Source organism: Azospirillum sp. OGB3, assembly GCF_014192915.1.
Lineage (GTDB): Bacteria > Pseudomonadota > Alphaproteobacteria > Azospirillales > Azospirillaceae > Azospirillum.
Map to the genome: position 1 here is coordinate 26841 of NZ_JACHYN010000010.1, position 25756 is coordinate 52596.

General features: G+C 66.4%; 21 protein-coding genes and 1 pseudogene. 14 read left to right on the plus strand and 8 right to left on the minus strand.

All coding sequences use genetic code 11. The features are described from left to right. Positions 1-16: 16 nt before the first annotated feature. From FHW79_RS19330 to FHW79_RS19345, 4 genes are read right to left on the minus strand one after another with little or no spacing between them, the layout of a single operon-like run. Positions 17-1198 (minus strand): CaiB/BaiF CoA-transferase family protein, encoded by a 1182-nt coding sequence (locus FHW79_RS19330; protein ID WP_183180460.1) that lies wholly within the window; start codon positions 1196-1198, stop codon positions 17-19. Between the two features lie 11 nt (positions 1199-1209). Beyond that, complete coding sequence (locus FHW79_RS19335; protein WP_247884506.1) at positions 1210-2115, minus strand: MaoC family dehydratase N-terminal domain-containing protein; 906 nt, start codon at positions 2113-2115, stop codon at positions 1210-1212. A 38-nt stretch (positions 2116-2153) separates the two neighbouring features. Then, positions 2154-3578, minus strand: a complete 1425-nt coding sequence (dctA, locus tag FHW79_RS19340; protein ID WP_183180461.1) for a C4-dicarboxylate transporter DctA — start codon at positions 3576-3578, stop codon at positions 2154-2156. 27 nt (positions 3579-3605) lie between these two features. Further along, complete coding sequence (locus FHW79_RS19345) at positions 3606-4778, minus strand: 4-oxalomesaconate tautomerase (RefSeq protein ID WP_183180462.1); 1173 nt, start codon at positions 4776-4778, stop codon at positions 3606-3608. A 146-nt stretch (positions 4779-4924) separates the two neighbouring features. On the opposite strand from FHW79_RS19345, the gene FHW79_RS19350 reads away from it, so the two are divergent. Next, on the plus strand, positions 4925-5815 hold the full coding sequence (locus FHW79_RS19350) for a LysR family transcriptional regulator (RefSeq protein ID WP_183180463.1): 891 nt from the start codon (positions 4925-4927) through the stop codon (positions 5813-5815). Between the two features lie 200 nt (positions 5816-6015). Here FHW79_RS19350 and FHW79_RS19355 read toward each other — a convergent pair whose 3' ends face one another. Together FHW79_RS19355 and FHW79_RS19360 are read right to left on the minus strand one after the other, a co-directional pair. Continuing rightward, positions 6016-7629, minus strand: coding sequence for a GMC family oxidoreductase N-terminal domain-containing protein (locus FHW79_RS19355; protein WP_183180464.1), 1614 nt, complete (start codon positions 7627-7629; stop codon positions 6016-6018). A gap of 49 nt (positions 7630-7678) precedes the next feature. Then, entirely contained in the window at positions 7679-8473 is a 795-nt protein-coding gene (locus FHW79_RS19360; RefSeq protein ID WP_183180465.1) for an alpha/beta hydrolase, read from the minus strand. Between the two features lie 129 nt (positions 8474-8602). On the opposite strand from FHW79_RS19360, the gene FHW79_RS19365 reads away from it, so the two are divergent. Next, a complete protein-coding gene (locus FHW79_RS19365) occupies positions 8603-9076 on the plus strand; it encodes a MarR family transcriptional regulator (protein ID WP_183180466.1) in 474 nt (157 codons plus the stop codon). Between the two features lie 639 nt (positions 9077-9715). Here FHW79_RS19365 and FHW79_RS19370 read toward each other — a convergent pair. Beyond that, on the minus strand, positions 9716-10669 hold the full coding sequence (locus tag FHW79_RS19370; protein WP_183180467.1) for a LysR family transcriptional regulator: 954 nt from the start codon (positions 10667-10669) through the stop codon (positions 9716-9718). 278 nt (positions 10670-10947) lie between these two features. Here FHW79_RS19370 and FHW79_RS19375 point away from each other — a divergent pair, with 278 nt between their 5' ends. The 7 genes from FHW79_RS19375 to FHW79_RS19405 all read left to right on the plus strand — a co-directional run bounded on the left by FHW79_RS19375 (position 10948) and on the right by FHW79_RS19405 (position 18831). After that, positions 10948-12387 carry an ABC transporter substrate-binding protein gene (locus FHW79_RS19375; RefSeq protein WP_183180468.1) on the plus strand — a complete coding sequence of 480 codons (1440 nt, stop codon included), beginning with the start codon at positions 10948-10950 and terminating at the stop codon, positions 12385-12387. 15 nt (positions 12388-12402) lie between these two features. Further along, positions 12403-13356, plus strand: a complete 954-nt coding sequence (locus FHW79_RS33545) for an ABC transporter permease (protein WP_183180469.1) — start codon at positions 12403-12405, stop codon at positions 13354-13356. Next, entirely contained in the window at positions 13353-14198 is an 846-nt protein-coding gene (locus FHW79_RS19385; RefSeq protein WP_183180470.1) for an ABC transporter permease, read from the plus strand. Before FHW79_RS33545 ends, FHW79_RS19385 begins: the two co-directional genes overlap by 4 nt. Continuing rightward, positions 14195-15874: an ABC transporter ATP-binding protein gene (locus tag FHW79_RS19390; RefSeq protein WP_183180471.1), complete on the plus strand. Its 1680-nt coding sequence runs from the start codon at positions 14195-14197 to the stop codon at positions 15872-15874. The genes FHW79_RS19385 and FHW79_RS19390 overlap by 4 nt, the downstream gene beginning before the upstream one ends. Positions 15875-15910: 36 nt before the next feature. Further along, positions 15911-17071, plus strand: coding sequence for a mandelate racemase/muconate lactonizing enzyme family protein (locus tag FHW79_RS19395; protein WP_183180472.1), 1161 nt, complete (start codon positions 15911-15913; stop codon positions 17069-17071). Positions 17072-17163: 92 nt separating this feature from the next. Beyond that, positions 17164-18408: an aminotransferase class V-fold PLP-dependent enzyme gene (locus FHW79_RS19400; RefSeq protein ID WP_211108393.1), complete on the plus strand. Its 1245-nt coding sequence runs from the start codon at positions 17164-17166 to the stop codon at positions 18406-18408. 48 nt (positions 18409-18456) lie between these two features. Further along, on the plus strand, positions 18457-18831 hold the full coding sequence (locus FHW79_RS19405; RefSeq protein WP_014239636.1) for a Rid family detoxifying hydrolase: 375 nt from the start codon (positions 18457-18459) through the stop codon (positions 18829-18831). A gap of 122 nt (positions 18832-18953) precedes the next feature. On the opposite strand, the pseudogene FHW79_RS19410 reads toward FHW79_RS19405, so the two are convergent. After that, a pseudogene (locus FHW79_RS19410) lies at positions 18954-19082 on the minus strand (transposase); the annotation flags it as partial. Positions 19083-19423: 341 nt separating this feature from the next. On the opposite strand from FHW79_RS19410, the gene FHW79_RS19415 reads away from it, so the two are divergent. From FHW79_RS19415 to FHW79_RS19435, 5 genes are all read left to right on the plus strand, one after another. Further along, on the plus strand, positions 19424-20113 hold the full coding sequence (locus FHW79_RS19415; protein ID WP_183180473.1) for a response regulator: 690 nt from the start codon (positions 19424-19426) through the stop codon (positions 20111-20113). Further along, positions 20110-21195 (plus strand): ATP-binding protein, encoded by a 1086-nt coding sequence (locus FHW79_RS19420; RefSeq protein WP_183180474.1) that lies wholly within the window; start codon positions 20110-20112, stop codon positions 21193-21195. The genes FHW79_RS19415 and FHW79_RS19420 overlap by 4 nt, the downstream gene beginning before the upstream one ends. Positions 21196-21301: 106 nt before the next feature. Further along, entirely contained in the window at positions 21302-21439 is a 138-nt protein-coding gene (locus FHW79_RS19425) for a hypothetical protein (RefSeq protein WP_183180475.1), read from the plus strand. Next, positions 21436-22590, plus strand: a complete 1155-nt coding sequence (locus tag FHW79_RS19430) for an efflux RND transporter periplasmic adaptor subunit (RefSeq protein ID WP_183180476.1) — start codon at positions 21436-21438, stop codon at positions 22588-22590. Before FHW79_RS19425 ends, FHW79_RS19430 begins: the two co-directional genes overlap by 4 nt. 20 nt (positions 22591-22610) lie before the next feature. Further along, positions 22611-25754 (plus strand): multidrug efflux RND transporter permease subunit, encoded by a 3144-nt coding sequence (locus tag FHW79_RS19435; RefSeq protein ID WP_183180477.1) that lies wholly within the window; start codon positions 22611-22613, stop codon positions 25752-25754. Positions 25755-25756: the final 2 nt, after the last annotated feature.

Genomic DNA, 25756 nt, shown 5'->3' on the forward strand with positions numbered 1-25756 from the left:
GCGTTCGGGTCCCGGCTCAGACCGCCTTCGCGTCGCGCAGCCGGGCGATGTCGCCGGGCGCGTAACCCAGCTCGGCAAGGATGCGGTCGGTGTGCTGGCCGAGCGCCGGCACCGGGTCCATGCGCGCATCCCCGTTGCTTGCCATGCCCGGCGGCAGCAGGGCCGGCACCGGCCCGTTCTGGGTCTCCACCGTGCGCCAGCGGTCGCGGGCCGCCAGTTGCGGGTGGTTCCAGACGTCCTGCATGGCGTTGGCCTGGGCGTTGGCGATGGCGGCCTGATCCAGCCGGGCGACCACCTGCTCGGCGGTCAGGCCGGCGAAGGCCGCCACGATGATCCCGCGCAGCTCGTCGCGCGCCGCGTTGCGGCGGGAGTTGCTTGAGAAGCGCTCCTCCTCCGCCAGTTCGGGGCGTTGCAGCACCGTCTCGCAGAAGGCCACCCATTCGCGCTCGTTCTGCAGGCCGAGCAGCACCGTCTTGCCGTCGCCGGCCGGAAACGGGCCGTAGGGGTAGATGGTGGCGTGGCTGGCGCCGGTGCGGGCGGGCGGCGGCGCGCCGTCGAAGGCGTAGTAGAGCGGGTAGCTCATCCACTCCACCAGCGATTCCAGCATGGAGACGTCGATGCGGCAGCCGCGCCCCGTCTGCAGGCGTTGCAGGAGCGCGGCCAGAATGTTGCTGTAGGCGTACATGCCGGCGGAGATGTCGGCGATGGACGGGCCGGCCTTGGCGGGCGTCTCCGGCGTGCCGGTCACCGACAGGAATCCGGACTCGCCCTGGATCAGCAGGTCGTAGGCCTTCTTGTCGCGGTAGGGGCCGTCGCCGCCGTAGCCGGAGATGTCGCAGACGATGATGTCCGGCTTCCCGATGGACAGCGCCTCGTAGGACAGGCCGAGGCGGGCGGCCGCGCCGGGCGCGAGGTTCTGCACCACCACGTCGGCCTGCTCGCGGATCAGGCGCTTGAGGATCGCCTGCGCCTCCGGATGCTTGACGTCGAGCGTCAGGCTTTCCTTCGAGCGGTTGGTCCACACGAAGTGCGAGGCGACGCCGCGCACCCGCTCGTCGTAGCCGCGGGCGAAGTCGCCGACGCCGGGGCGCTCCACCTTGATGACGCGGGCGCCGAGATCGGCGAGCTGCCGCGTCGCGAAGGGGGCGGCGATGGCGTGTTCCAGGGTGACGACGGTGATGCCGGCCAGGGGTTTCATGATGCTCTCCCTCACTTCAGGACCGCGGTGGCGTCCATGGTCAGCCAGCCGTCATGGTCCTTGGCCCAGAGGTGGACCGTTCCGCCGTCGGGACCCCGTCCATGGTCTTGGGGCGTGCCGCACACCGAGAAGGGGTTGATGTCGAAGGTCGGCCGCACCGCCTTGAAGCGGAAGGAGGCGACCTCGGCCTCCGGCAGCCGGTGGCGCAGCAGGTCGAGCAGCAGGGTGGCGATCAGCGGGCCATGCACGATCAGCCCGGGATAGCCCTCCACCCCCGTCACGTAGCGCCGGTCGTAGTGGATGCGGTGGCCGTTGAAGGTCAGCGCCGAGTAGCGGAACAGCAGCACGTCGTCGGGAACCCAGCGCGTCTCCCAGGCCGCGTCGGCCGGCGCCGGCCGGGGCTCGGGCGGCGCGTCGTCCGGATTGGCCGCCTCACGGTAGACGATGTCGTGGAACTCGGTCAGCGCGACCGCGGTCTCGCCGGCGCGGCGGATCTCGTGGCGGACCTTGACGAAGACCAGCGGACCGGTGCGCCCGGACTTCTCGGTCACGTCATGGATGGTCGAGGTCCGGGTCAGGGCGTCGCCGACGCGCAGGGGGCTGTGGAACTCGAACTGGCTGCCGGCCCACATCCGGCGGGGCAGCGGCACCGGGGGCAGGAAGCCGCCGCGCCTGGCATGACCGTCCGGTCCGATCTCCGACTGGCGGTGAAGCGGCAGGAAGTACAGCCAGTGCCACAGCGGCGGGAGCGGGGTGCCGGCGGCGGGGCGCTCGGCGGGCCGGTCCAGCGTGGCCGACAGCGCGGCGTAGGGGGTCGGGGTGACGGTGTCGGACACGGTCTCGGTCCGGCCGATCCAGTCCTTCGCGTCCGTGGTGGAAACGGTCATGGCGGAAAGGGTCATGGCGGGGGCGGTCATGGTGGCGTCCTCGATGCGTGGGAGCGGCCTGCGGCGGATCAGTGCGACGGCTGGGCGGGGGTCCGGACGTTCAGCGGCAGGACGGCGATGTCGCCCTTCTCCTCCAGGGTCCGCTCGGTGCTGGCGTAGCTCTGGTTCAGCTCCCGCTGCAGAACCTCGCGGTCGCAGGCGTTCTCCCAGATCGAGACGACGATGCTGGCGACGCAGTTGCTGATGATGCTGGTCAGGGCGCGGGCCTCGGACATGAAGCGGTCGATGCCGACGAGCAGCGCGACGCCCGCCACGGGAAGGTCCGGCATCACCGTCAGCGTGGCGACCAGGGCGACGAAGCCGCTGCCGGTGACGCCCGCCGCACCCTTCGAGGTCAGCAGCATGACGCCGAGCATGGCGACGATCTGGCCGGCCGACAGGTGGATGTCGCAGGCCTGGGCGATGAACAAGGAGGCCAGCGTCAGGTAGATCGCCGTGCCGTCCAGGTTGAAGGAATAGCCCATGGGCAGCACGAGGCCGGAGACGCCCTTCTTGCAACCCAGCGCCTCCAGCTTCTGCAGCACGCGCGGCAGGACCGGTTCGGAGGAGGAGGTGCCGAGCACGATCAGCAGTTCTTCACGGAAGTAGCGCAGCACCTTCCACAGGCTGAACCCATGCAGCCGCGCCAGCGTGCCGATGACGACCACCAGGAAGAAGCCGCAGGCGACGTAGAAGGTGAGGATCAGCAAGCCGAGCGAGCCGATGGAGTCGATGCCGTATTTGCCGACGGTGAAGGCCATCGCGCCGAAGGCGCCGATCGGGGCCAGCTTCATGATGAAGCCGAAGGCGGCGAACAGGACGTGGGAGAAGGATTCGATGCCCTGGACCACCGGCTCGCCGGCCTTGCCGACCCGCGTCAGCCCGAAGCCGACCAGGACGGAGATGAGCAGAACCGGCAGCACCTCGCCCTCGGCGAAGGCGCCGAAGAAGGAATGCGGGATGATGTGCAGCACGAAGTCGGTGAAGCCGACCGGAGCCGCCTGCTTGGCGTAGCGCGCCGCCACCGCGGGGTCGAGCGACGACGGCGAGACGTGCATGCCGACGCCGGGTTCGATGATCATCACCGCGGCCAGCCCGATGAGCAGCGCCGCCACCGTCAGCGCGTAGAACAGCGCCATCGACTTGACCAGCGTCTTGCCGATCTCGCGGGTGTCGTTGAGGCTGGTGATGCCGCTGACGATGGTGCAGAAGACGACGGGCGCGATCATCATCTTGACCAGCTTGACGAACCCGTCGCCGAGCGGCTTCAGCGAGGCGCCGAAGTCCGGCCAGAAGTGACCGGCCAGAATGCCCAGGGTCAGGCCGACGACGACCTGGAAGTAGAGGGCCTTGTAGATGGCTTTGGGGTAGATGGCTTTGGGGTAGATGGCTTTGGGGTGGATGGCTTTGGGCTCGGTCGGCGCCGGGGTTTGTTCTCCCGTTTGTAGGCGCATGGCGTTTCCTCCTCGGTGCGTTATGGGTCAGGCGGCCATGGCGGCCCGCGGCGGGTCCAATGGCCGGGCGAACACGGTTCCTTCGAACAGGCGTCGTGACGTGCGCAGGATGCTGGCGGTGGGGGCGGATCGACCGGCGCCCGGATCGAGGTGGACGGTCAGCCGGCCGGCCGGATGCTCGAAGGTGACGTCGCCGGGCAGGGCCAGCCGTCCAGCCGATGCGCCGGCCAGCGCGGAGGCCACGGTTCCCGGGATCGTGCAGGCGGTCGCGGTGGCGACGGCCCCGGTGATGGCCATCGCCCGATGGCAGTCGTGCGGCATGAAATAGCGCACGGCCAGTGTGCCGCCGCGCGTCGGCGGCGCCAGCAGGACCGGCTTGGGGATCACCATGCCGGCGGCGTTGGCGAAGCCCATGCGGCGGCCCGCCTCGACGCGCAGCGCCTCCAGCCGGGCCATGAAGCCGCGATCGAGCCGGTAGCTGTCCATCGGCTCATGCCCCGTCTTGCCGAGGTCGGCGGCGCGGACCAGCATCACCGGGATGGCGGCGTCGATGCAGGAAACCTCGACCCCGCCAATTCCGTCGATTCCATCGATCCCGCCGATCCCGCCGATCCCATCGATCCCGATGATCCGGTCGACCGGCGCCCCGGTGGGCAGCAGCCGGCCGGTGTTGGCGCCCGCCGCGTCGAGGAAGGCGAGATGGATGGGCGCCGCGGTGCCGGGCACGCCGTCGATGGCGGCCTCGCCCTCGTAGGTCACCCGGGCGTCGGGGGTCTGGACGCGCGCTTCGATCAGCTTGCCGGTGTTGACGTTGTGGATGCGCACCACCGTCACGCCGTCCGTCGCCGGAACCAGCCCGGCCTCGATGGCGAAGGGGGCGACGGCGGCGAGCATGTTGCCGCAGTTGGGCGAGGTGTCGACGATCCCTTCCTGCACCCGCACCTGGGCGAACAGATAGTCCACGTCCGCGCCGGCCAGGGTGGTGGGGCCGACGATGGCGACCTTGCTGGTCAAGGGATTGCCGCCGCCGATTCCGTCGATTCCCAGGTCGTTCCCCGCCCCCATGACGGAGAGCAGAAGGGCGTCGCGCTCGGCCGGCGCCGCCGGAAGGTCGGATGCCAGGAAGAAGGGCCCGCGGGAGGTCCCGCCGCGCATCATCACGCAGGGAATGCCGATCTGGCGGCTGGTCAGGTGGTTCATGGCGCTTGCTGTCTCTTGGTCTCGCCGTCGCGGCGAAGAAAGCCGATGGACAGATATTCAGCCTCGGAACCGTATTTGTTAAATGCAATGATTCGGGGTATTATTGCGTTTCACGCATCAATTGGTACCGTCGCGGGGAGGGGAGCATGAACTTCGAACTGGTCGATCTGAAAGCCTTCGTGGCGGTGGCCGAACTGGGCAGCTTCAACCGCGCCGCCGAATTGCTGAACCTCTCGCAGCCGGCGCTCAGCCGCCGCATCCAGAAGCTGGAGGACACGCTGGGCGTCGCCCTGTTCGAGCGCTCGACCCGCCACGTCGCCCTGACCATGGTCGGGCGCGACTTCATCCCCAAGGTCCGGCGCTTCCTGGACGAGTTCGAAACATCGCTGCTGGGGATCAGCGACCTGGGGGCGCGGAGCGGCGGGCAGATCACCATCGCCTCCGTCCCGACGGCGGTGTTCTACTTCCTGCCGAACGCGATCAGCCGCTTCAGCGTGGCCTTCCCGCGCATCCGCATCCGCATCCTCGACCTCGGCGCCAACGAGGGGCTGGAGGCGGTGGCCCGCGGCGAGGCCGATTTCGGCATCAACTTCATCGGCACGTCACACCCGGACATCGACTTCACGCCGCTGGCCGAGGACCCGTTCGTCGTCGCCTGCCGGCACGATCATCCGCTGGCCTCCCAGGAAGCCGCCACGTGGGAGGAGCTGACCGCCCATCGGGTCATCACCGTGGGCCGCACCAGCGGCAACCGGGCGCTGATCGACAACGCCCTGGCGCAGCACGGCCTGAAGCTCAGCTGGTCCTACGAGATCACGCATCTCGCCAGTTCGCTCGGGCTCGTGGAGGCGGGCCTCGGCGTCGCGGTGCTGCCCAAGCTCGCCACCCCGGCCTCCGGCCACCCGATCATCCGGACCATCCCGCTGAGCCACCCGAGGATTTCCCGGACGATCGGCGTCGTCCGACGACACGGCGCCATCCTCTCACCGATGGCGGCGCGCTTTCTGGAGGTGCTGCTCGGCTCCTGGAAGGCGTGATGCTCTTGATAACCGTATCCGCCTTCAGTCGGCGAATGCGCCAACATGCCCGCTTTGGTTGATCGTTGGGTCAACGAAGATCGGTCTCGCCCCAGAGACCGGCAGGCCGCATCCCATGCGCCGGACGAAGGCGGCCCTGACCTGCCGCCGAACCGGCACTCTGCGCGCTGTCCAGCACCCCCCGGTTTGATGGAAAGCGTCTACAAGCTGTGCCGCCGTCGCAAGATGTCAGTCGCTCGCTCGCCCACGATCGCGCACGGCGCTTGCGTGTTGCCCGTCGTCACCCTCGGGAGGATCGAGCCGTCTGCGACGCGCAGCCGGTCGATGCCGTGAACCGCCAGCGACGCGTCGACGACCGACCGGTCATCCATGCCCATCCGAGCCGTCCCACATTGGTGCCAATAGGTCACCGCCGCGTCCCGGAGGAATTGATCGTCGATCGCCGCTCCCGCCCCGGGGATGGCCTCGCGCCGGACATAGGGCGCGAAAGCCGCATCGTTCCCGATCTCGCGGCACAGCCGCACGCAGGCGCGTGCCGTCTCCAGGTCCCGCGGATCGGACAGCATGTTGGGATCGACCAGAGGTGCTGCGGCCGGGTCCGCCGACCGCAGCCGCACCTCGCCACGGCTGTGGGGCTGCGCCAGCCCTGCGAACATCGTCCACCCATGGGCGGGGACGCCGCGCGCCGCCGTGCGCTCGCTGGGAACGGGGAACTCGACCTGGCAGAACAGAAGGTCCGGCGCTTCCAGGTCGGGGCGGCTTTTCCAGTAGAGGGTCGCCTCGCTGCCGCTGGCGCGTGGGGCGATCGGCTCCCGATACTCCCAGGTGCAGCCGAACGACACATGATCCTGCAGGCCACGGCCGACACCAGGCAGGTGGCGTACAACCGGAATGCCGTGCCGTTCAAGTTGGCTCCGGTCGCCGATCCCCGACAGCATGAGCAGCTTGGGCGTGTTGATGGCGCCGGTGGACAGGATGACCTCCGAGCCTGCCGTGAACGACAGAATCGCGCCGCCCCGTTCGACCTCGACGCCGGCCGCCTTCGTCCCGTCGAGGAGCACGCGGCGCACGAGCGCATCGGTCAGGATCGTGAGGTTCGGTCGATCGGCCACAGGGTGGACATAGGCGCGGTAGAGCGAGTTGCGCCGTCCGTCCCGCACGAGCATGTCGGTGTAGGCCACGCCCCCCGCGGTTTCCATCATCCGGCCATTGGGGCTGTCGTAGCGCGGGATGCCGAGGGACCCGGCCGCGCTGAGCAGGGCGTCGGCGATCGGACTCGGGTTCTGTGCGGGCTGCACCCACACCGGCCCGGAACTGCCGCGGTAACGCGGGTCCGGCGCACCCTGCCAGTTCTCGATGCGTCGGTAGATGCCGAGAACCGCCTCATGGTTCCAGCCGGCATCGCCGGATCGTTCCGCGAAATAATCCCAGTCGGCGCGATGGCCCCTTGCCCACACCATGACGTTGATGCTCGACCCGCCGCCGAGCCCCTTCCCCATGGACATGGGAAGCGCGCGGCCGTTCAGATGCGGGTTCGGCTCCGCCTGGAACCCCCAGTCGCGCCGGCTGCCGAGGTTGGTGGGCCACAACGACGGATTCAGCACCGCCTCATCCTCGTCGCTGCCCCCCGCTTCGATGAGGAGGACGGAACAGCCGGCATTCTCAGCCAAGCGGCGTGCGATCACGGATCCCGATGCGCCGGCACCGCAGACGATGAAGTCATAGGCCGGCTTGAGGTTGGCGAGTCGTTGCGTCCGGTTGTCACGGACGCGCCGGTTGAACTCCTCGGAACCGCCGGAGATGGAATGGTTCATGGCATGGACCTTGTGGTGAGCGGAGAAAATGGTCCGACGGGACCGGGGCCTAGGGCGAAACCGCGCCCGACTGCTGGGCCGCTTCGTCGATCACCGTCGCGACGACCTCCGCCTGCGTGACGTAGACGGCATGGCTGGCCGGGACGTTCGTGACCTTCGCACCGATGCGTCGCGCCATGTCCTGGAGCATCCGCTGATCGAACGCCTTGTCCTCCGTCGCGATCACCGCCCAGCTGGGCTTGGTCCGCCAGGCGGCGTGCCGGAGCGTCACGCCGAAGCTCGCCATATTGATCGGAACTTGCGACGCCGTCAGGAAATCGACGTCGGCCTTCGTCGCGTCCGCCGCAAAGCCGGCGGCGAAAGTGTCGGGCTTGATGAAGCCGAAGCCGTCCTCGCTCGTCTCGATGACGAACTCGGGCGGTGTCGTATAGCCGTCATATTGCTGCGCGGTGGTCTCGCCGGCGTCGGGCGACAGGGCGGAGACATAGACCAGACCACGCACCTTGGGATGGACACCGGCTTCGGTGATGACGGTACCGCCCCAGCTGTGGCCGACCAGAACGGCGGGACCGTCCTGCCTGTCGAGCGCCCGCCGCGTGGCCGCCACATCGTCTTCGAAGGAGGTGAGCGGATTCTGGACAACCGTGACCCGGTATCCGCGGTTGGTCAGATCCTCATAGACCTTCCGCCATCCCGATCCGTCGGCAAAGGCGCCATGGACAAGGACGATGTTCCTGACAACCGCCCGTTCGACGGAATGGCCGGTCGGCTGCGCCTGCGCGGCAGACAGCGGCAGGGTGACGACCGAAGCGGCCAGGATCAGGGCCTGAAGCGTGTTCCTCATGTTTGCCTCCGCTTGATGGCGATAACAGTTATCGCGATAAGTGTTTGTATCGCTGGTGCCCCGCTCTTGTCCAGAAAAATTTATCGCGATATATGTCGGCGGAGGACGCGTTGCGAAGGGAGCCAGCCTATGTCGGACGAGAACAACCCGCCGGTGCCGCTGGAGGAGCAGCTCTGCTTCGCGATCTACTCGGCCGGCATCGCCATCCAGCGGGCCTACAAGCCGCTGCTGGACGCCCTTGGCCTCACCTATCCGCAATATCTCGTCCTCAACGTCCTGTGGCGGGAGGACGGACAGACGGTGGGGGGCATCGCGCAGCAGCTTGCTCTTGAATCCAGCACGCTGACGCCTCTGCTCAAACGCCTCGAGGCTGCGGATCTGATCCATCGCACGCGCAACCCGACCAACGAGAGGCAGGTGATCGTGTCGCTGACGGCCAAAGGAATGGATCTGCGCTCCAAGGCCGGTTGCCTGGGCGATGCGTTGCTCCGCGCTTCCGGGGAGTCACCCGCGGCCCTGGCAAAGCTCAACCGTGAGATCGCGCAACTGCGCGATTCCGTTTACGCGCGTATCGGCGGCTGGACGTCACTCGATCCACAGTGATGGGGGACGCGCGCTCTCGCGCCGTCGGGGGCTGCCGCCGAACTGGAGCGGGCGCTGATCCGCGAGCGTTGGATCGCCGGGCTCAAGGCCGCGGTGGCCAAGGGCAAGGAACCTGGCAATCCTGGCCTGCGCCGACGGGACCCTGCGGCGCTGGAAAAGGCGCGGCAGGGCCGCGAGACCGCCCGCGACGAGCTGGTCATTGCCCGGGCTCAGGAGTTCCTGCCGACTGTCGAAGCCTTGCGGCCGAAGGCACCGTGGGACCAAGTCGCGCGGACGCTGACGGGGCAGGGACGGAACGCGACCGTGGGATCGCATGCCATGGACGTCCAACAGCCTGATCCGCGCCGTGCGCCGGCTGGCCGCGGTGGGGCTGGTCCGTCAGGATGTCCTCGACCCGGCGCCCAAGCGGGTCGACAGCGACGACCTCGTGCAGATGGTGGCGGGGCTGGAGCCGCTCGTCAGTGAAGCATCTGCTCGACCGCGCCAGGGAGCAAGGGCTCGTGCGGGACGCGGAATGCGCATGGCGGTTGGTCCGCCGCCAACGCTGCGGGCTGGTGGAGAGACGTTTACTTGGTCTGTCGCGACCCTCATAAGGTCCGAAAAACCCGGCGCGGTTCAATCTCCCGCATAGAACTCCCATCAGGAGGCTAGAACATGGCACTCGAAGGAGTGCAGCCGTCCTCCTTTACCGATCTTCGCTACGTCCTTCCCGACCTCTGCGCACAACCACTCGCGCACATCTCCCGCAACACCACCCGCCGGCGTTTGATCACCAAGTATGAAGTTGAAGGTCGCGCGGGTGTTGAGACCCTTGTCCGACGCCGCCAGAAGTGAGCGGTAGCGAAGCAATCGGGACGTCACCGACAGCCATCCCAGGACGATCCCTTGCCCGTTCAAGGCCGACTGAAGGGCCACCGAATAATCGGAGAAAACCATCGTCTTGTGGTTCGGAGGCAATTCCAAGCCAGCGAGGCGGGCGAACGTATCCCAGTCGCACCAGTGATCGCTGAGGGTGATCAAGGTGTGCGTCCGGTTGCGCCGCGGTTGGTCGAGCGTTCCCATGCGCTTTATGTAGTCCAACGCGGCCACCGGCTGGATGATCTCATCCAGGAAGTGACTCTCCGGAGGAGCCTTGGCCGTTTCTGGAAAGCGGCGCAAGCCCAGATCAGCCCGAACCGGACTCTGCCCAACACCTCCGGCGATCAGCTCGAAGCGCAGGTCCACGTCGGGGAACGCCAGCCGGAAGTCGAACAGCCGCGGAATCAGCCAGTGTGCGGCCATCGATGAAGAGATGGACAAGAGCACCGGCTTCCGCCCGCCCTCCTTGTCCTTCCACGACGCAATCAGTTTTTCGATGGCGTCGAAGCTGTTGGACATCAACCCGCTCAGCTCGGCGCCGCGCGTGGTCAGACGCACGCGCGGCCCTGACCGCAAGAACAGCTTCACACCGATGGCCTCCTCCAGGGACGCCACAGCCCGGCTGACAGCAGGTTGGCTAATTCCCAATTCTTCCGCTGCGCGCGAAAAATTCCGGTGCCGCGCAGCCGCCTCAAAAGCCAGAAAGAGGTTCGTTGGCGGCAAAACCCTCTTCATATCATGCGCCTTGGTTATGATTACCCCCATGCAGCCGGTATACAGCACCCCACCAAAGCAAACAAATCATTTATTATCAGTCTGTTACGAACTCGCTTCCCACGCTTGTCGCCCTGTTCCATACACGGAGGAAGTAACAGGGAGAACAGAGAATGAATTTTTCAAAAATCAGCCGGCGTGATTTCCACACCTTGTTCGGAACCGCTATGGGGACAGCCGTGCTCGGGGGGATTCCCGTCATCGCCCAAGCGGCCGGGACAACGAACAGCCCCTCCGCGATGGTGCCGAAGAAGGGTGGCCGCGTCCGGCTGGCCCTTGCCCAGCAGAGCACCAACGATACCTTCGACAGCGCGCGTTTCACCAACGCCAACGACTACATCCGCGGGTCCGCCGTCTTCAACACGCTGACCCGCGTCGATGGCTCGGGCCAGGCGCAACCGGAACTGGCCTTGTCCTGGGAAGCCAACCCGTCGGCCACCGAATGGCGCTTCAAGATCCGCAAGGGCGTGGAATTCAGCGATGGCCAGCCCCTGTCGCTTCAGGACATTGCGTTCTCCATCATGCGCCACAAGAACGAAGCCAAGGCCTCGTCGGCGAAGCCCCTGGTCGCCAACATCGCCGCGGTGACCGCGGAAGGTGACGACACCATTCTGGTCCGCCTGGCTGAGGCGGATGTCGAGTTGCCCGTTCTGCTCGGCCTGCTGCAGTTCTGCGTGGTGAAGGACGGCACCGAGGACTTTTCCAAGCCGATCGGCACGGGCCCCTTCGTCATGGCGGAGTTCCAGCCCGGCATTCGCACCGTGCTGACTCGCAACACCAACTTCTGGAAGGACGGTCAGCCTTACCTGGACGAGATCGAGATGATCTCGATCACCGATGCCAACGCACGGGTCAGCGCCTTGCTGTCCGGCGACATCGACATGGCCGCGGACCTGAAAGGCGCGGGCATCGATCAAGTCGCGGCAAACCCGTCCACGAAGATCTTCGAGACGCCGAGCACCCGCTACGCCGGGTATCAGTTTGACGCCGCCACCAACTTCGACCCCAACCTCGGGTTGGCCATCGCCAACATGTTCGACCGCCCGAAGATCGTCGAAACCGTGCTCAAGGGCCACGGCTCCGTCGCCAATGATCATCCGATCGGCAAGATGAGCCCCTATTACAACGCCAACCTGCCACAGCGTGAACTGGACCTCGACAAAGCCAAGCATTACTTGAAGAAATCGGGCATCGGGAGGACCCCGCTCGAACTTTCGGTCAGCGACGGGGTGGTCTACAGCGTCGAAATCGCCCAGCTTCTGCAGCGCTCCGCCGCCCAGGCAGGCCTCAACCTGACCCTGCGGCGCGAGCCGTCGGAGAGCTACTGGACCGCCGTCGCCGGCAAGCGCCGCTTTTTCGCAACCAACTTCTTCCCTCGTCCGACGCCGCATCTGCTGCTCAACGTGACCTGGAAGAGCGGCTCGCAGTGGAACTTCTCCCACTACGGCAATCCGCGGCTGGACTCTCTCATCGACGGGGTTCGGACCACTCTGGATGTGGACAAGCGCATCGCCATGTACCATGAGATCCAGGAGATCCTGCACAGCTGCGGTGCGGTGACGATGCCGGTCTTCCTGAGCTATCTCGACGGTGTTTCAAGCCGTATCCAGGGGCTTACACCCAACCAGATCGGAAACTTCTCCGGCTTCCGGTTCTCCGATCAGGTCTGGCTTTCGTAAGCACTAGGTCTCGCCGTGATCAGATTCATCGTCAAGCGGCTGGCAGCAGGCTTCGTCCTGCTGCTGGTCATCTCCCTGCTCATTTTCGTCGGCTGCGAGATGTTGCCCGGCGATGTGGCGCAAATCATGCTCGGACAGTCGGCCAGCCCCGAGAACGTGGCTGCGTTGCGGGCCGAGCTGGGATTGGATCAGCCCGCGCCGGTTCGCTATCTGGCTTGGCTGTGGGGCATATTTCAGGGCGACTGGGGCGTTTCGATGACCTCCCGCCAACCCGTCAGCGTGATGTTGTCCGAACGCCTGTCCAACACGTTGACGCTGGCCGGGCTGACCACGCTGGTCTCGGTTCCTCTGGCTTTGCTGATCGGCATGGTCCTGGCTGTCCACAAGGGCACCCGTCTGGACCGGGTCGGAACCATCGTCATCGTCGGCCTGTGCGCGACGCCGGAATTCCTGGTCGCCACGCTGGGTGTGCTCGTCTTCTCGATCCATCTGCGCTGGCTACCGGCGATCTCCTACGTGACGCCCGGCTCGGGGGTCCTGACCCTGATCAAATCCATGCTGTTGCCGTTGGCCACCATGACCATCATCGTCACCGCGCAGCTCGCCCGGATGACCCGCGCCGTGGTCGGCAACATCCTGACGCAGCCTTATGTCGAGACGGCCCGGCTGAAAGGCGCCGGATCGGTCCGCGTGATCACGGTGCACGCCTTGCGCAACGCCATCGGACCGCTGATCAACATCATCGCGATGAATGTCGCCTACCTCATCAGCGGCGTGGTGATCGTCGAAACCATCTTCGCCTTCCCCGGCCTCGCCCGGCTCATGGCGGATTCGGTTCAGGCGCGCGACCTGCCGGTGGTCCAGGCCTGCGCAATGATTTTCTCGGCCGCCTACATCGGCCTGATCATGGTCGCCGACATCGTCGCCAAGCTGTTCGACAGCCGCAAGGAATCGGGGGCTTCCTCATGATGCCGCACCAGACACCCTCCCGGCTCAAAAGCCTGTTCCGGCCGACGCTGCTGTCGGTTGTCGTCGCTCTCCTGCTGCTGGTCGCCTTCGTCGTTCTGGCGGCACCGCTGTTGCCGCTGCACGACCCCAACGCCTTCCTGAGCAGCGACGGCTTCGTTCCGCCGTCCGGCGAGTACTGGTTGGGCACCGACTTCCTCGGCCGCGATCTGCTGGCGCGGCTGCTCAGCTCGGGCCGCGTCACCCTTGGCATGGCCTTGCTCAGCACCATTCTTGCCCACCTGATCGGCGACACGCTGGGTCTGCTGGCGGCGCTGCGCGGCGGATGGTTCGATGCGGTCGTCAGCCGCATCGTCGACGTGGTTCTGTCCGTTCCCAAGATCATTGCCGGTCTCGTCGTGCTCGCCGTGACCGGCCCGTCCCTCGTCGCCATCGTGGTGCTGACGGCCGTGGTCTATGCGGCCGGTGTGTTCCGGATCTCCCGTGCGCTTGGGCAAGATCTGATCGCACAGGACTTCATCACCGTGGCCCGTGCCCGCGGCGAGGGCAATCGGTGGCTTCTGTTCGGCGAGATGCTGCCGCATGTGGTCATGCCATTGACCGCGGATTTCGCCCTGCGGCTGAGCTTCGCGATCCTCTTCATGAGCGGCCTGAGCTTCCTTGGCCTTGGCGTGCAACCGCCGATGGCGGACTGGGGCGGGCTGGTCCGCGAAAATCTGGACGGCCTGCAGATTGGTTCCTGGGCACCGATCTATCCGGCTCTCTCCATCGCGGTCGTCTCCGTCCTGTTGAACCTGTTCGTCGACGGCCTGCAGGAACGTGAAAAGAAGGGAGGCGGGGTATGACGCTTCTCCGTATACAGAACCTGAACCTGTCCGCGGACAGCGGGAAACCCATTCTGCGGGACGTCTCGCTGACCCTGGAACATGGCCAGATCCTGGCGCTCATCGGGGCATCCGGGTCCGGGAAAACGACCCTGGCGCTGACCGCCCTGGGGCACATGCGGCCGGGCGTCCGCCACGTCTCCGGACAGGTGCTCTTCCAAGGCCAGGATCTGCTGCGGATGAGCCGGCGGGCACTGGCGCGCCTGCGCGGCCGCAAGCTGGCCTACATCGCCCAGAGCGCCGCGGTCTCCTTCAACCCGCGCATCCGGCTGGACCGCCAGGTCACGGAAAGCAGCCGCATCCATCACACCATGTCCCCCGACGCGGCCCACGCCCGCGCACGGGAAGTCTATCGGACGCTTGACCTGCCCACCGGCGAAGCCTTTTACAACCGATTTCCCCATGAGGTTTCCGGCGGGCAATTGCAGCGGTTCATGATCGCCATGGGCCTGCATGAAATGCCCGAGATTCTGGTCTGCGACGAACCGACCAGCGCCCTTGACGCCACCACCCAGGTGGAGGTGCTGAAGGCCCTGGACACCGGGATCCGCGCCAGCGGGACCGCCGCCATCCTGGTCGGCCACGACATCGCCCAGGTGGTCCAGGTCGCCACCCACATCCTGGTGATGCGCAACGGCGAGGTGGTCGAGCGCGGCACGGTCGAGCAAATCCTCCATCATCCCCAACACCCCTACACGCAGCGGCTCCTGGAGATGCATCGCGGTTTCGATGCCGGATCCGGGACCATGGCGGACACCGCCGCCGCCGCCACCACCGCGGCAGCGGTGTCCCCGTCCGACAGGACCGACCGGCCGCCGCTTCTGGAGGTTCGCGATCTGGCCGTGTGCTACGGCACCGGCGGTTTTGCGGTGAAGGCGCTCAGCGGTGCGTCGCTGACCCTGAACGGCGGCGAGATGATGGCGGTGGTCGGCGAGTCCGGGTCGGGCAAGAGCACCATGGCCCGTGCCATCGCCGGCTTGGTCCAACCCAGCCAGGGCGACGTCCTGGTCAACGGGCGGCTTATGGAACGGGATGTGCTCAAGCGTCCACTCCCCATGCGCCGGGCCGTCCAGATCACCTTCCAGTCGGCCGACACGTCCCTGAACCGCCACCACACCGTGGGCCGCATCCTCGGGCAGGTGTTGACGTTCTTCGGAGAACGTTCCAAAGAGCGCCGCGCCGAGCGGATACGCGAACTTCTGGAACAGGTCCATCTGCCCGCCGACTACGTCGACCGCAAGCCGAGCCAGATGTCCGGCGGTGAAAAGCAGCGCGTCAACCTGGCCCGCTCTCTCGCCGCCCGACCGGACGTGCTGATCTGCGACGAAATCACCTCGGCGCTCGACAACATCGTCGCGGCATCGGTCCTCGACCTGATCAACGAACTCAAGCGCGAGCTGAACATCGGCATCCTGTTCATCAGCCACGACCTTTCCGCCGTGGCGGCGATGTCGGACAAGATCATGGTCCTGCGCAACGGCGAAGTCGTCGAACAAGGCCCCACGGCGCAGGTCCTCGGGGCTCCCCGTCATCCCTACACCCGGCTGCTGCGCTCCTCGGTTGCCGAAATGCGCCTCGGATGGCTGGAGGAGGCTTCCGCGCTCCACCGGTCCCTGCGCGATGAACTCGGCGCCTGAGCCTTTATCCCATCCCATTCACCGGACAGCGTCATCATGAAGATCACCAAAGCCACGATCTACGTCATCAACAGCGAGGGCCTCAAACCCGTCATCGTCAAGCTCGATACCGATGAGGGAATATCCGGCCTCGGCGAGGTCGCCACGGCTTATGGCTGCGGCCGGACCGGCGCCGCGGGCATGATCCAGGACCTGTGCGCACGGTTCGTGATCGGCGCCGATCCGACCCGCATCAACAGCCTGATCGGCGAGATGTACGATCAGTCCTTCTGGCTGAAGAATCCGGGGGGCATTGCCGGAGCCGGCCTCAGTGCCATCGAGCAGGCTCTGTGGGACATTCGGGCGCGGGCGCTGAACGTTCCGGTCCACGAGCTGTTCGGCGGACGGATGCGTGACACGCTCGCCTACTACGCCAATGGCTGGTACTTCGGCGCGACCTCCGTTACCGATCTGCTGCGCCAAGCGGAAGCGGCCGTGAAGGACGGGCACAAGGCCCTGAAAATGTACCCCTTGGCGCGGATTCAGCCCAACGGGACCCTTCGGCACACGGTCAACCGCTACGCGGATGACCGCGAAGCGGTAAACACCGCCCTGGATATCGTCGCGCAGGTCCGGGGCACCGTGGGCGCCGACGTCACGCTCATGCTCGATCTGGCCGGTGGTTTCTCGGTGAGCGACACCATCCGCTTCGTCCATGGTCTGGAAGACCTGGATATCGCCTTCATCGAGGAGATCTGCGATCCGGGAGACCTGGGTGCGCTGGAACAGGTCGCCGCCAAGACGAACATTCCGATCGCCACCGGCGAGCGGCAATATCTGCGGTACGGCTTCCGCGATCTGCTGGAGCGTCGGGCCGTCGGCATTCTGCAGCCGGACATCGGCAACACCGGCGGGTTCGCTGAAACCCATAAGATTGCCGCCATGGCCGATGCCTACGGCGTCAAGGTGCAACCCCATGTCTGCGGCAGTTCCGTTGCGGCCAGCATCGCCACCCATCTCAGCGCCGTGATCCCGAACTTCTACGTGCAGGAACACTTCCCCTACTGGGCCCGCATTCCCGGCTGGATCGAAGTGGCGACGGAGCCCTTCGAGGGCCGCCTGAAGAACGGCGCTCTGCAGATTCCGGACGGGCCGGGTTACGGCGTCACCCTGAAGGACGCCGTGGTCCGTGAGCACATCTGGGCCGAGGTTCGCTAAGGCCGCCCACGGGCGGGTGCGGCACATGTTCAAGACCACCGGGGGAGGGCGGTGCCTTTCCCCGGCGGCCGTTACAAAGCAGTCCAATGACTATGACCGGAAACGATCTCCGTCCGGCCGGCGCATCCCCTTTGCCTGCCGACATCCTAGACGAGGAACTGGACGCGCTCCGCGCCGAGACGCCAGGGCTCGCCGGGCAAACCTTCCTCCTGAGTTGCGGCGCGTCGCTGATGCCACGCCCCGTGGTCGAGCGGATGCACGACTACCTGGACCTGGAAGCCCGGCTGGGCGGATACGGTGCCTTCGCGGCTTCCGAGGAGCGACTGGAGCGTGTTTATGGGTCGATTGCCCGGTTGATCAACGCAGCACCCTCCGAGATCGCTCTCGTCGAGAACGCCACGGTCGCGTGGCAGCTGGCTTTCCATTCCCTCGACTTCACCCCCGGCGATGTGGTCATCACCGCCGAGGCGGAATACGGCGCCAATTATGTGACCCTGCTCCAGATGCAGCGGCGCCGGGGAGTCGTCATCCGCGTGTGTCCGTCGGATGAGCAAGGCGTCGTCGATCTGGCGGCGCTTGAGCGGATGATCGATCCGAAGGTTCGCCTGATTTCGCTGACGTGGGTGCCGACCAATGGCGGATTGAACAATCCGGCGGCGGCCGTCGGCCAGATCGCCCGCGCGCACGGCATTCCCTATCTTCTGGATGCCTGCCAGGCGGTCGGTCAGATGCCGATCGACGTCCAGACACTCGGCTGCGACTTTCTGGCCGCGACGTCGCGCAAGTTCCTGCGGGGACCGCGTGGCGCGGGCTTCCTGTATGTCCGCCGCGCGATGCTGGATCGGTGCGAGCCCCCCTTCATCGATCACATCGGCGCCCGGTGGGTGGAGCGCAACCGCTATGAGCTGCGCGACGACGCCCGGCGCTACGAAAGCTGGGAAAGCAACCACATGGCGCGGCTCGGCATGGGCGAGGCCGCCGATTATGCGATGGGAATCGGCATCGACCGCATCTGGCGCCGCTGCCGCCGGCTGGCACAGCGGCTTCGAGATGGCTTGGCAAGCGTGCCCAGCTTCCGGACCCATGACCTGGGCGAGTGCCCCAGTGCCATCGTCAGCTTCAGTTCCGATGCCTTGGCTCCGCAGAGCATCGTCTCCAGAGCTGCAGCCCGTGGCATCGCCATCAGCACCTCGTCGCCGGAAAGCACCCGCCTGGACGCCGAACGCCGGCATCTGCCCACGCTGGTTCGCGCGGCCCCGCACTACTTCAACACCGAGGCGGACGTCGACCAGCTCGTCGCTTTCGCCGAGTCCCTGATTCGCCGCGGCGATGGCTGATCTCACTTCCCCGCCCCCGAGCCATAACGAGCCATAAGGAGACAGACCGTGACCCCCATTCATACCGACTCCGCCCCGGCTGCCATCGGCCCCTATTGTCAAGCCATGCGCCACGGCGACCTGCTGTTTGTTTCGGGCCAGCTTCCCATCGTTCCGGCGACCGGGGCTTTTGTGTCGGAAGACCCCGTCGAACAGATGGCCCAATGCCTTGCCAACATCGCCGCGATTGCCGAGGCTGCCGGCACGGACATCGCCAAATCCCTGAAACTCACCATTCTGGTCACCGACCTGTCCACCTTCGCCGCCCTGAACGATGAATATGCGAAAGTGTTTTCCACGCATAAGCCGGCCCGTGCCTGCTACGAAGTTTCGGCCCTTCCGAAAGGCGCCCAGGTCGAAATCGACGCGATCATCGCCGTGTGAAGCACTCGTCGCGGCAGTCCTCAATGATCCGGAACCTCATTTCAGAGGCCCCGAGAAAATGCTCACAGTTTTTTGGTGGGGAGCTGCGCCGGCCCCGCTGGCCCGGATACGCGCCGCCGCTAGGTGCGCAGCATCGACGGCTGGATGCCCAACGCCTTGGCGACGTGTTCCAGGGGCCGGCCACTGCTTTCCAGCAGGGCCACGGCCTCTCGCTTGAACTCGTCCGTGAAAAAGCGCCGTGTCGTTGTCATGTCCACCTCTCCGCTCCCAACGGGAGCTTAACAAAGGTGTCCACCGATCCGGAGGAGGCTCAGCGGTCGGCTACCTCGAGGTTCTGGACGCCGAACGCAGCCTGTTCGCCGCCGACCAGACTCTGCTGGACGCCAGGAGGGCGCGGCTGGAGAACGCCGCCGCTCTCTACCGTGCCCTGGGCGGCTGTCCTTCGACATCCGGATGAGCCCGGTCCAGGGGTGTGCGGGTATGGGCGTGCGGACAGGGGGGATGTCCTCACGATCTCCACGGAACGTCCATGAAGCGGCGCTATCATGAGCCTTGCCGGCAATCGCAGAGTGGTCGGAATTTGGAGAGTGGAATGAGCGTGCTGGCTTTGGTTGTGGAGGATGAGCCCGACGTCGCGCGGATCATCACGGGGTATCTCGATCGTGAAGGGCTGCGCACCGTCCGTGCGGAGAACGGTCAGATCGCGCTGGATCTGCATCAGCAGCTCCGGCCCGACATCGTGCTCCTCGACGTCAAGATCCCCAAGCTCGACGGCTACGAGGTTCTGGCGGCCATTCGGCGTCGCGGCGATACGCCGGTGATCATGATCACGGCGCTCGACGAGGATCTCGACAAGCTTCAGGCGCTGCGGATCGGTGCCGACGACTACATCGTCAAGCCGTTCAACCCGCTGGAGGTGGTCGCCAGGGTCAAGGCCGTTCTGCGGCGGGCGATGGGCCGGAGCGACGTCACGGTGCTGCGGGTCGGTCCGCTGGAAATCGACTTGACGGCTCATGCCGTCGCCGTCGAAGGCGCCGACGGCCGGGTCCGCATCGACTTCACGGCGACGGAGTTCCGCATCCTCGCGCATATGGCGCGGCAGCCCACGCGCGTTTTCAGCCGCGCCGACCTGATCGACGCCTGCCTGCCGGAAGGCAACACGCTGGAGCGGACCATCGATACGCATGCCAGCAACATCCGGCGCAAGCTTCACGCCGCCGGAACCGAGGATTTCTTCGAGAGCATCAGGGGCGTCGGCTATCGGCTGTCGTCCGTTTCATGAAATCGGCCAAGTCATTGAACCGGCAGCTGGTTGCGTCCATGGCGGGCGTGACCGGGCTGGCGCTCATCATCATGTGCGCCGGGTCCTTCCTGTTCTACGAGCTCGTCTTCTTCCGGTTCTGGGCACCCGAGGGGTTCGAGGGCGTTCCCGAACCGGACAGCTACTGGCCGACGACGCCGGAATGGACCGCCTTCCTCGTGCTGTGGGCCATCGGATTGGGTGGGGCGATCGTTGCGGCGATGCGCTTCGCCCGTCGGCTCATCCATCCCCTGGACGCGGTCGCGACGGCGGCCCGGCGGATTGCGGCCGGCGATCTCGGCGCGCGGGCCATGCCGACGAAGGCGTCGTTTGCCGAAACGCGCCAACTGATCGAGGATTTCAACCACATGGCCGGACAGTTGAGCCGGGCCGAAACGGAGATGCGGGCCTGGCACGCCGCGATCGCACACGAGTTGCGCACGCCCTTGACCATCCTGCGCGGCCAGATACAGGGGTACGTCGATGGCGTCTTCATTCCCGACACGCCGTCGCTTCAGGTCCTTCTCGTCCAGGTCGAGGGGTTGAGCCGGATCGTCGACGATTTGAAGATTTTGACGCTGGCGCAGAACGGGCGTCTCGAGTTGAGGCTCGAAACGATTGATCTTGCGGGTGAAGTCGCCTCCGTGGTGGCGATCACCAAGCCGATGCTTCAGCAGGCCGGCGTGTCGATCCACGCGGATCTGGGGGCCGTGATGATCCACGGCGACGGTGCGCGCATCCGTCAGGTCCTGACGGCGCTGCTCGACAACGTCCGGCGCTACGCCGCGCCCTGCGAGGTGCGCATCGAAACCAGGGCGACGCGCGATCATGCCATTTTGCGGGTCTGCGACCATGGCCCCGGCCTGCCGGACGGTGCGGAGAGCAAAATTTTCGATCCCTTCTGGCGGAGCGACGCGTCTCGTTCGCGGGAGAGCGGCGGCAGCGGTTTGGGCTTGGCGGTGGTGCAGGCCATCGCGCAGGCCCATGGCGGCGTCGCGGTGGCGATGGCGTCGGAACCGCAAGGTGTGACGTTCGAGATCCGGCTGCCGAAAATCGCACCATAAGCCGCAAGCATGCTGTCCAGCCATCGGCGGGTTCGACGTCGGACGACCCGCCTGTGCCGCCTTGGCAGAGCGGGGGCCGGCGTCTGAGGGTGCGGGCGCAGGCGTCATGGGCATCGCGGCGGCTCGCAACAATTTTTCCCTCTCCATCAAATCTCCACACGACCTCGAACGAAACGCAATCAGGCGCCTTCAGATTGCCGGCGTTTTTGCCGATATCGGCCTGCGCCTGAAGGAAAGCGGATGAGGATCGACCAGTTGCGCCGTCATGGTGGCGCCTGTGCCCTGGTGGCGGTGATGCTGATGGGGTGTGAGCAATCCGAACCGGTTACGGATAATCCGGCCCCGCAGGTTTCCGTTCTCACCGTTGCGCCATCCCGGCTGGAGCTGACCGACGATCTGCCGGGCCGCGTCGCCGCGTTGCGGGTTGCCGAGATACGACCGCAGGTGAGCGGCATCGTGCTGCGCCGACGCTTTGAGCAGGGCAGCGAGGTGGCTGCCGGCCAGCCGCTGTTCCAGATCGACCCGGCGCCGTTCAAGTCCGAGATGGACATGGCCGCCGCCGCGCTGCAGCGGGCAACGGTGGGGCTGGAGCGTGCCAGGGTGCAGGTGGCGAGGCTGCAGCCGCTGGTCAAGGCCGATGCCGTCAGCCGCCAAGTCTACGACGATGCGGTGTTCCAGCGCGACCAGGCCGTGGCCGACGTGGCGCAGGCCCGCGCGACCCTGGCCCGCCGCGAACTCGACCTGAAATTCGCCACGGTGGAGGCGCCGATCCCGGGACGCATCGACCAGGCGCTGGTGACCGAGGGGGCGCTGGTCGGCGGCAGCGATGGCAACCCGATGGCGCGCATCCAGCAGATCGATCAGGTCTATGTGGATGTGCGTCAGCCGGCGTCCTCGCTCGCTCCCCTGCGCAAGGCCATGGCCCTGCGGAAAGCGGACTCCGGGGATGGTCTGCCGGTCGCCATTCTGCGCGGCGACGGCGAACCGTACGAGGCGACCGGGCGCGTGCTGTTCTCGGGCATTTCCGTCGATCCCGGCACGGGCGACGTGCTGCTCCGCATCCTCGTCGACAACCCGCGGCGCGACCTGCTTCCGGGGATGTTCGTTCGTGCGCGGGTGCCGCGCGTGAGCTACGCCGATGCCCTGACCCTTCCTCAGCAGGCGGTGGTGCGCGTCGGCGGCCAGCCGCAGGTGTGGACGCTCGACGGGAACGATCAGGCTTTCCTCACGCCGGTGGAACTCGGCGAACTGGTGGACCGCCGCTATCGCGTCACTGCCGGCCTCGAAGCCGGGCGGAGGGTCGTGGTCGAGGGCATGGAACGTCTGTCCGAGGGTGTCCCGGTGACTGCGCGTGACTGGCCGGTTTCCAAACCGACCGCCACCACCATGCGCTGAGCGGACAGGACAATTCCATCATGCCTCAATTCTTCATCGAACGCCCGGTGTTCGCCTGGGTCATCGCCCTGTTCATCATCCTGTTCGGTGTGATCGCCATTCCACAGCTGCCGATCGCCCGTTACCCCTCGGTGGCGCCGCCGACCGTCAGCATCTTGGCAACCTACCCCGGGGCCAGCCCGCAGACGATGAACGACGGGGTGATCAGCCTCATCGAGCGCGAGCTGTCGAGCGTCAAGAACCTGCTCACCTTCGAATCGGCGTCGGATGCCTCCGGATCGGCGACCGTCACCGCCACCTTCACACCCGGCACCGACCCGGAGATGGCCCAGGTCGATGTGCAGAACAAGCTCAAGTCCATTGAGCCGCGGCTGCCGCAGGTCGTGCGCCAGAATGGCCTGACCGTGGAATCCGCGTCGTCGGGCTTCCTGATGATCGTCGGGCTGAAGTCCGATGACGGCCGTTTCGATGAAACCGCGCTCAGCGACTACATGGCGCGCAACATCGTCGAGGAGCTGCGGCGCATCGACGGCGTCGGTCGGGTCCAGCTGTTCGGTTCCGAGCAGGCGATGCGCGTCTGGGTCGATCCGGCCAAGCTGATGGCCCATGGCCTGTCCATGAGCGACCTGACGGCGGCGATCAGCCAGCAGAACGTCCAGATCGCTCCCGGCAGTGTCGGTGCGTCGCCGACGCTGCCGGGCCAGACCGTGACCGTTCCGCTCACGATCCAGGGACAGCTGACCACATCGGCGGAATTCGCCGGCGTCGTGCTCCGTGCGGCCTCCGACGGCTCGAAGGTGACGCTCGGCGATGTCGCGCGCGTCGAACTCGGGGCCCAGTCGTACAGCTTCATCAACCGGGAGAACGGAAAGCCCACCACCGCCGCGTCCGTGCAGCTCACGCCCGGCGGCAACGCGGTGAGGACCGCCGAGGGCGTGCAGGCCCGCCTGGAGGAGCTGAGCAGGACCCTGCCCACGGGCATGAGCCATTCGATTCCCTTCAACACCGCACCCTTCGTGAAGATGTCGATCGAGAAGGTCATCCAGACGCTGGCCGAGGCGATGCTGCTGGTTTTCCTGGTGATGTACCTGTTCCTCCAGAACGTGCGCTACACGCTCATCCCCGCCATCGTCGCGCCGATCGCGCTGCTCGGCACCTTCGCCGTGATGCTGGTCTCGGGCTTTTCGATCAACGTCCTGACCATGTTCGGGATGGTGCTCGCCATCGGCATCATCGTCGACGACGCCATCGTCGTGGTCGAGAACGTCGAGCGCATCATGGCCCGGGAAGGGCTGGCGCCGAAGGACGCGACGGTCAAGGCGATGAAGGAGATCACCGGTGCGGTGATCGGCATCACCTTGGTCCTGACCGCCGTGTTCATTCCCATGGCGCTGGCCAGCGGTTCCGTCGGTGTGATCTACCAGCAGTTCACGCTGTCGATGGCGGTGGCGATTCTGTTCTCCGCCTTCCTGGCGCTCACCCTGACGCCGGCACTCTGCGCGACGCTCCTCCAGCCGGTCGACCCCGCGCATCACGAAAAGCGCGGCTTCTTCGGCTGGTTCAATCGTGGTTTCGACCGCCTGACGCAGCGATATGAGCGGCGTGTCGCCGGGTTGGTGACGCGCACCGGGCGCGTCATGCTGGTCTTCGCGGCACTCGTCGCGGTCCTGGTGCTGGCCTTCCGGCAACTGCCGTCATCCTTCCTGCCCGAGGAGGATCAGGGCTACTTCATGACCTCCATCCAGCTTCCCGCCGAGGCCACGACCGACCGCACGCTCAAGATCGTCAAGACGTTCGAGGAGCATGTCGCCTCGCGCCCATCGGTCGCGTCCAACCTGTCCATCGTGGGGTTCGGCTTTTCGGGGTCCGGCACGAACGCCGCGATGGGGTTCACCATGCTCAAGGACCGGGGCGAGCGCGATGGCGCCACGCCCCGGAGCGAGGCGGACCTTGCGCAGCAGGCCATGGCCGGCACGACGGAAGGCACGGTGATGACTCTGCTGCCGCCCGCCATCGAGGAGCTGGGCACCAGCTCAGGCTTCACACTGCGTCTGCAGGACCGCGCCAACCAGGGGTATGCCGCGCTCAAGGCCGCCGAAGCACGCCTGCTGGAACTGGCGGCCAAGAGCGGGGCCGTGACCGGCGTCTATCCCGACGGTTTGCCCGCCGGGACCAGCGTCCGCCTGGACATCGACCGCGAGAAGGCCGAAGCGCTGGGCGTGGCGTTCACCAGCGTCAGCGACACGCTGTCCACGGCGATGGGGTCGACGTACGTCAATGACTTTCCCAACGCCGGACGCATGCAGCAGGTCATCATCCAGGCCGACGCATCGGCGCGCATGCAGATCGACGACGTGCTCAAGCTGTTTGTGCGCAACGCGGCCGGCGGGATGGTGCCGTTGTCGGAGATTGTCCGTCCGGTCTGGAGCGAGACGCCGCTGCAACTTGTTCGCTATCAGGGCTTTCCGGCCGCGCGCATCTCCGGCAGCGCCGCCCCCGGCGTTTCCAGCGGCACCGCCATGGCCGAGATGGAGCGGCTGGCCGCGCAGCTGCCGTCCGGCTTCGCCATCGCCTGGACCGGACAATCGCTGGAGGAGCGGCAGTCCGCCGCCCAGGCCCCGATGCTGATGGCGCTGTCGATGCTGGTGGTGTTCCTCGTGCTTGCCGCGTTGTACGAGAGTTGGGCCATTCCGCTGTCGGTCATGCTGGTGGTGCCGCTCGGCCTCCTCGGCGCGGTGCTCGCGGTGACGCTGCGCGGCCTGCCCAACGACGTGTACTTCAAGGTCGGCATGATCACCGTGATCGGCTTGTCGGCCAAGAACGCCATCCTGATCGTCGAGTTCGCCAAGCAACTGCGCGACGAGGGCATGGGTCTTGCGGAGGCCGCCGTGGCCGCGGCCCGCCTGCGCCTGCGCCCGATCCTGATGACCTCCCTGGCCTTCGGTCTCGGCGTCGTGCCGCTGATGATCGCCATGGGCGCCAGTGCCGAGACCCAGCACGCCATCGGCACCGGCGTGTTCGGCGGCATGGTCAGCGCAACCGTGCTGGCCATCATCTTCGTGCCCGTTTTCTTCGTGTTCGTGATGGGCGGGAGGGAACGCCTTGAAGCCTGGCGGATGGCCCGCCGAGCCGCCCCTGCGCCCCGCCAGGTGGAAGAGAAATGAAA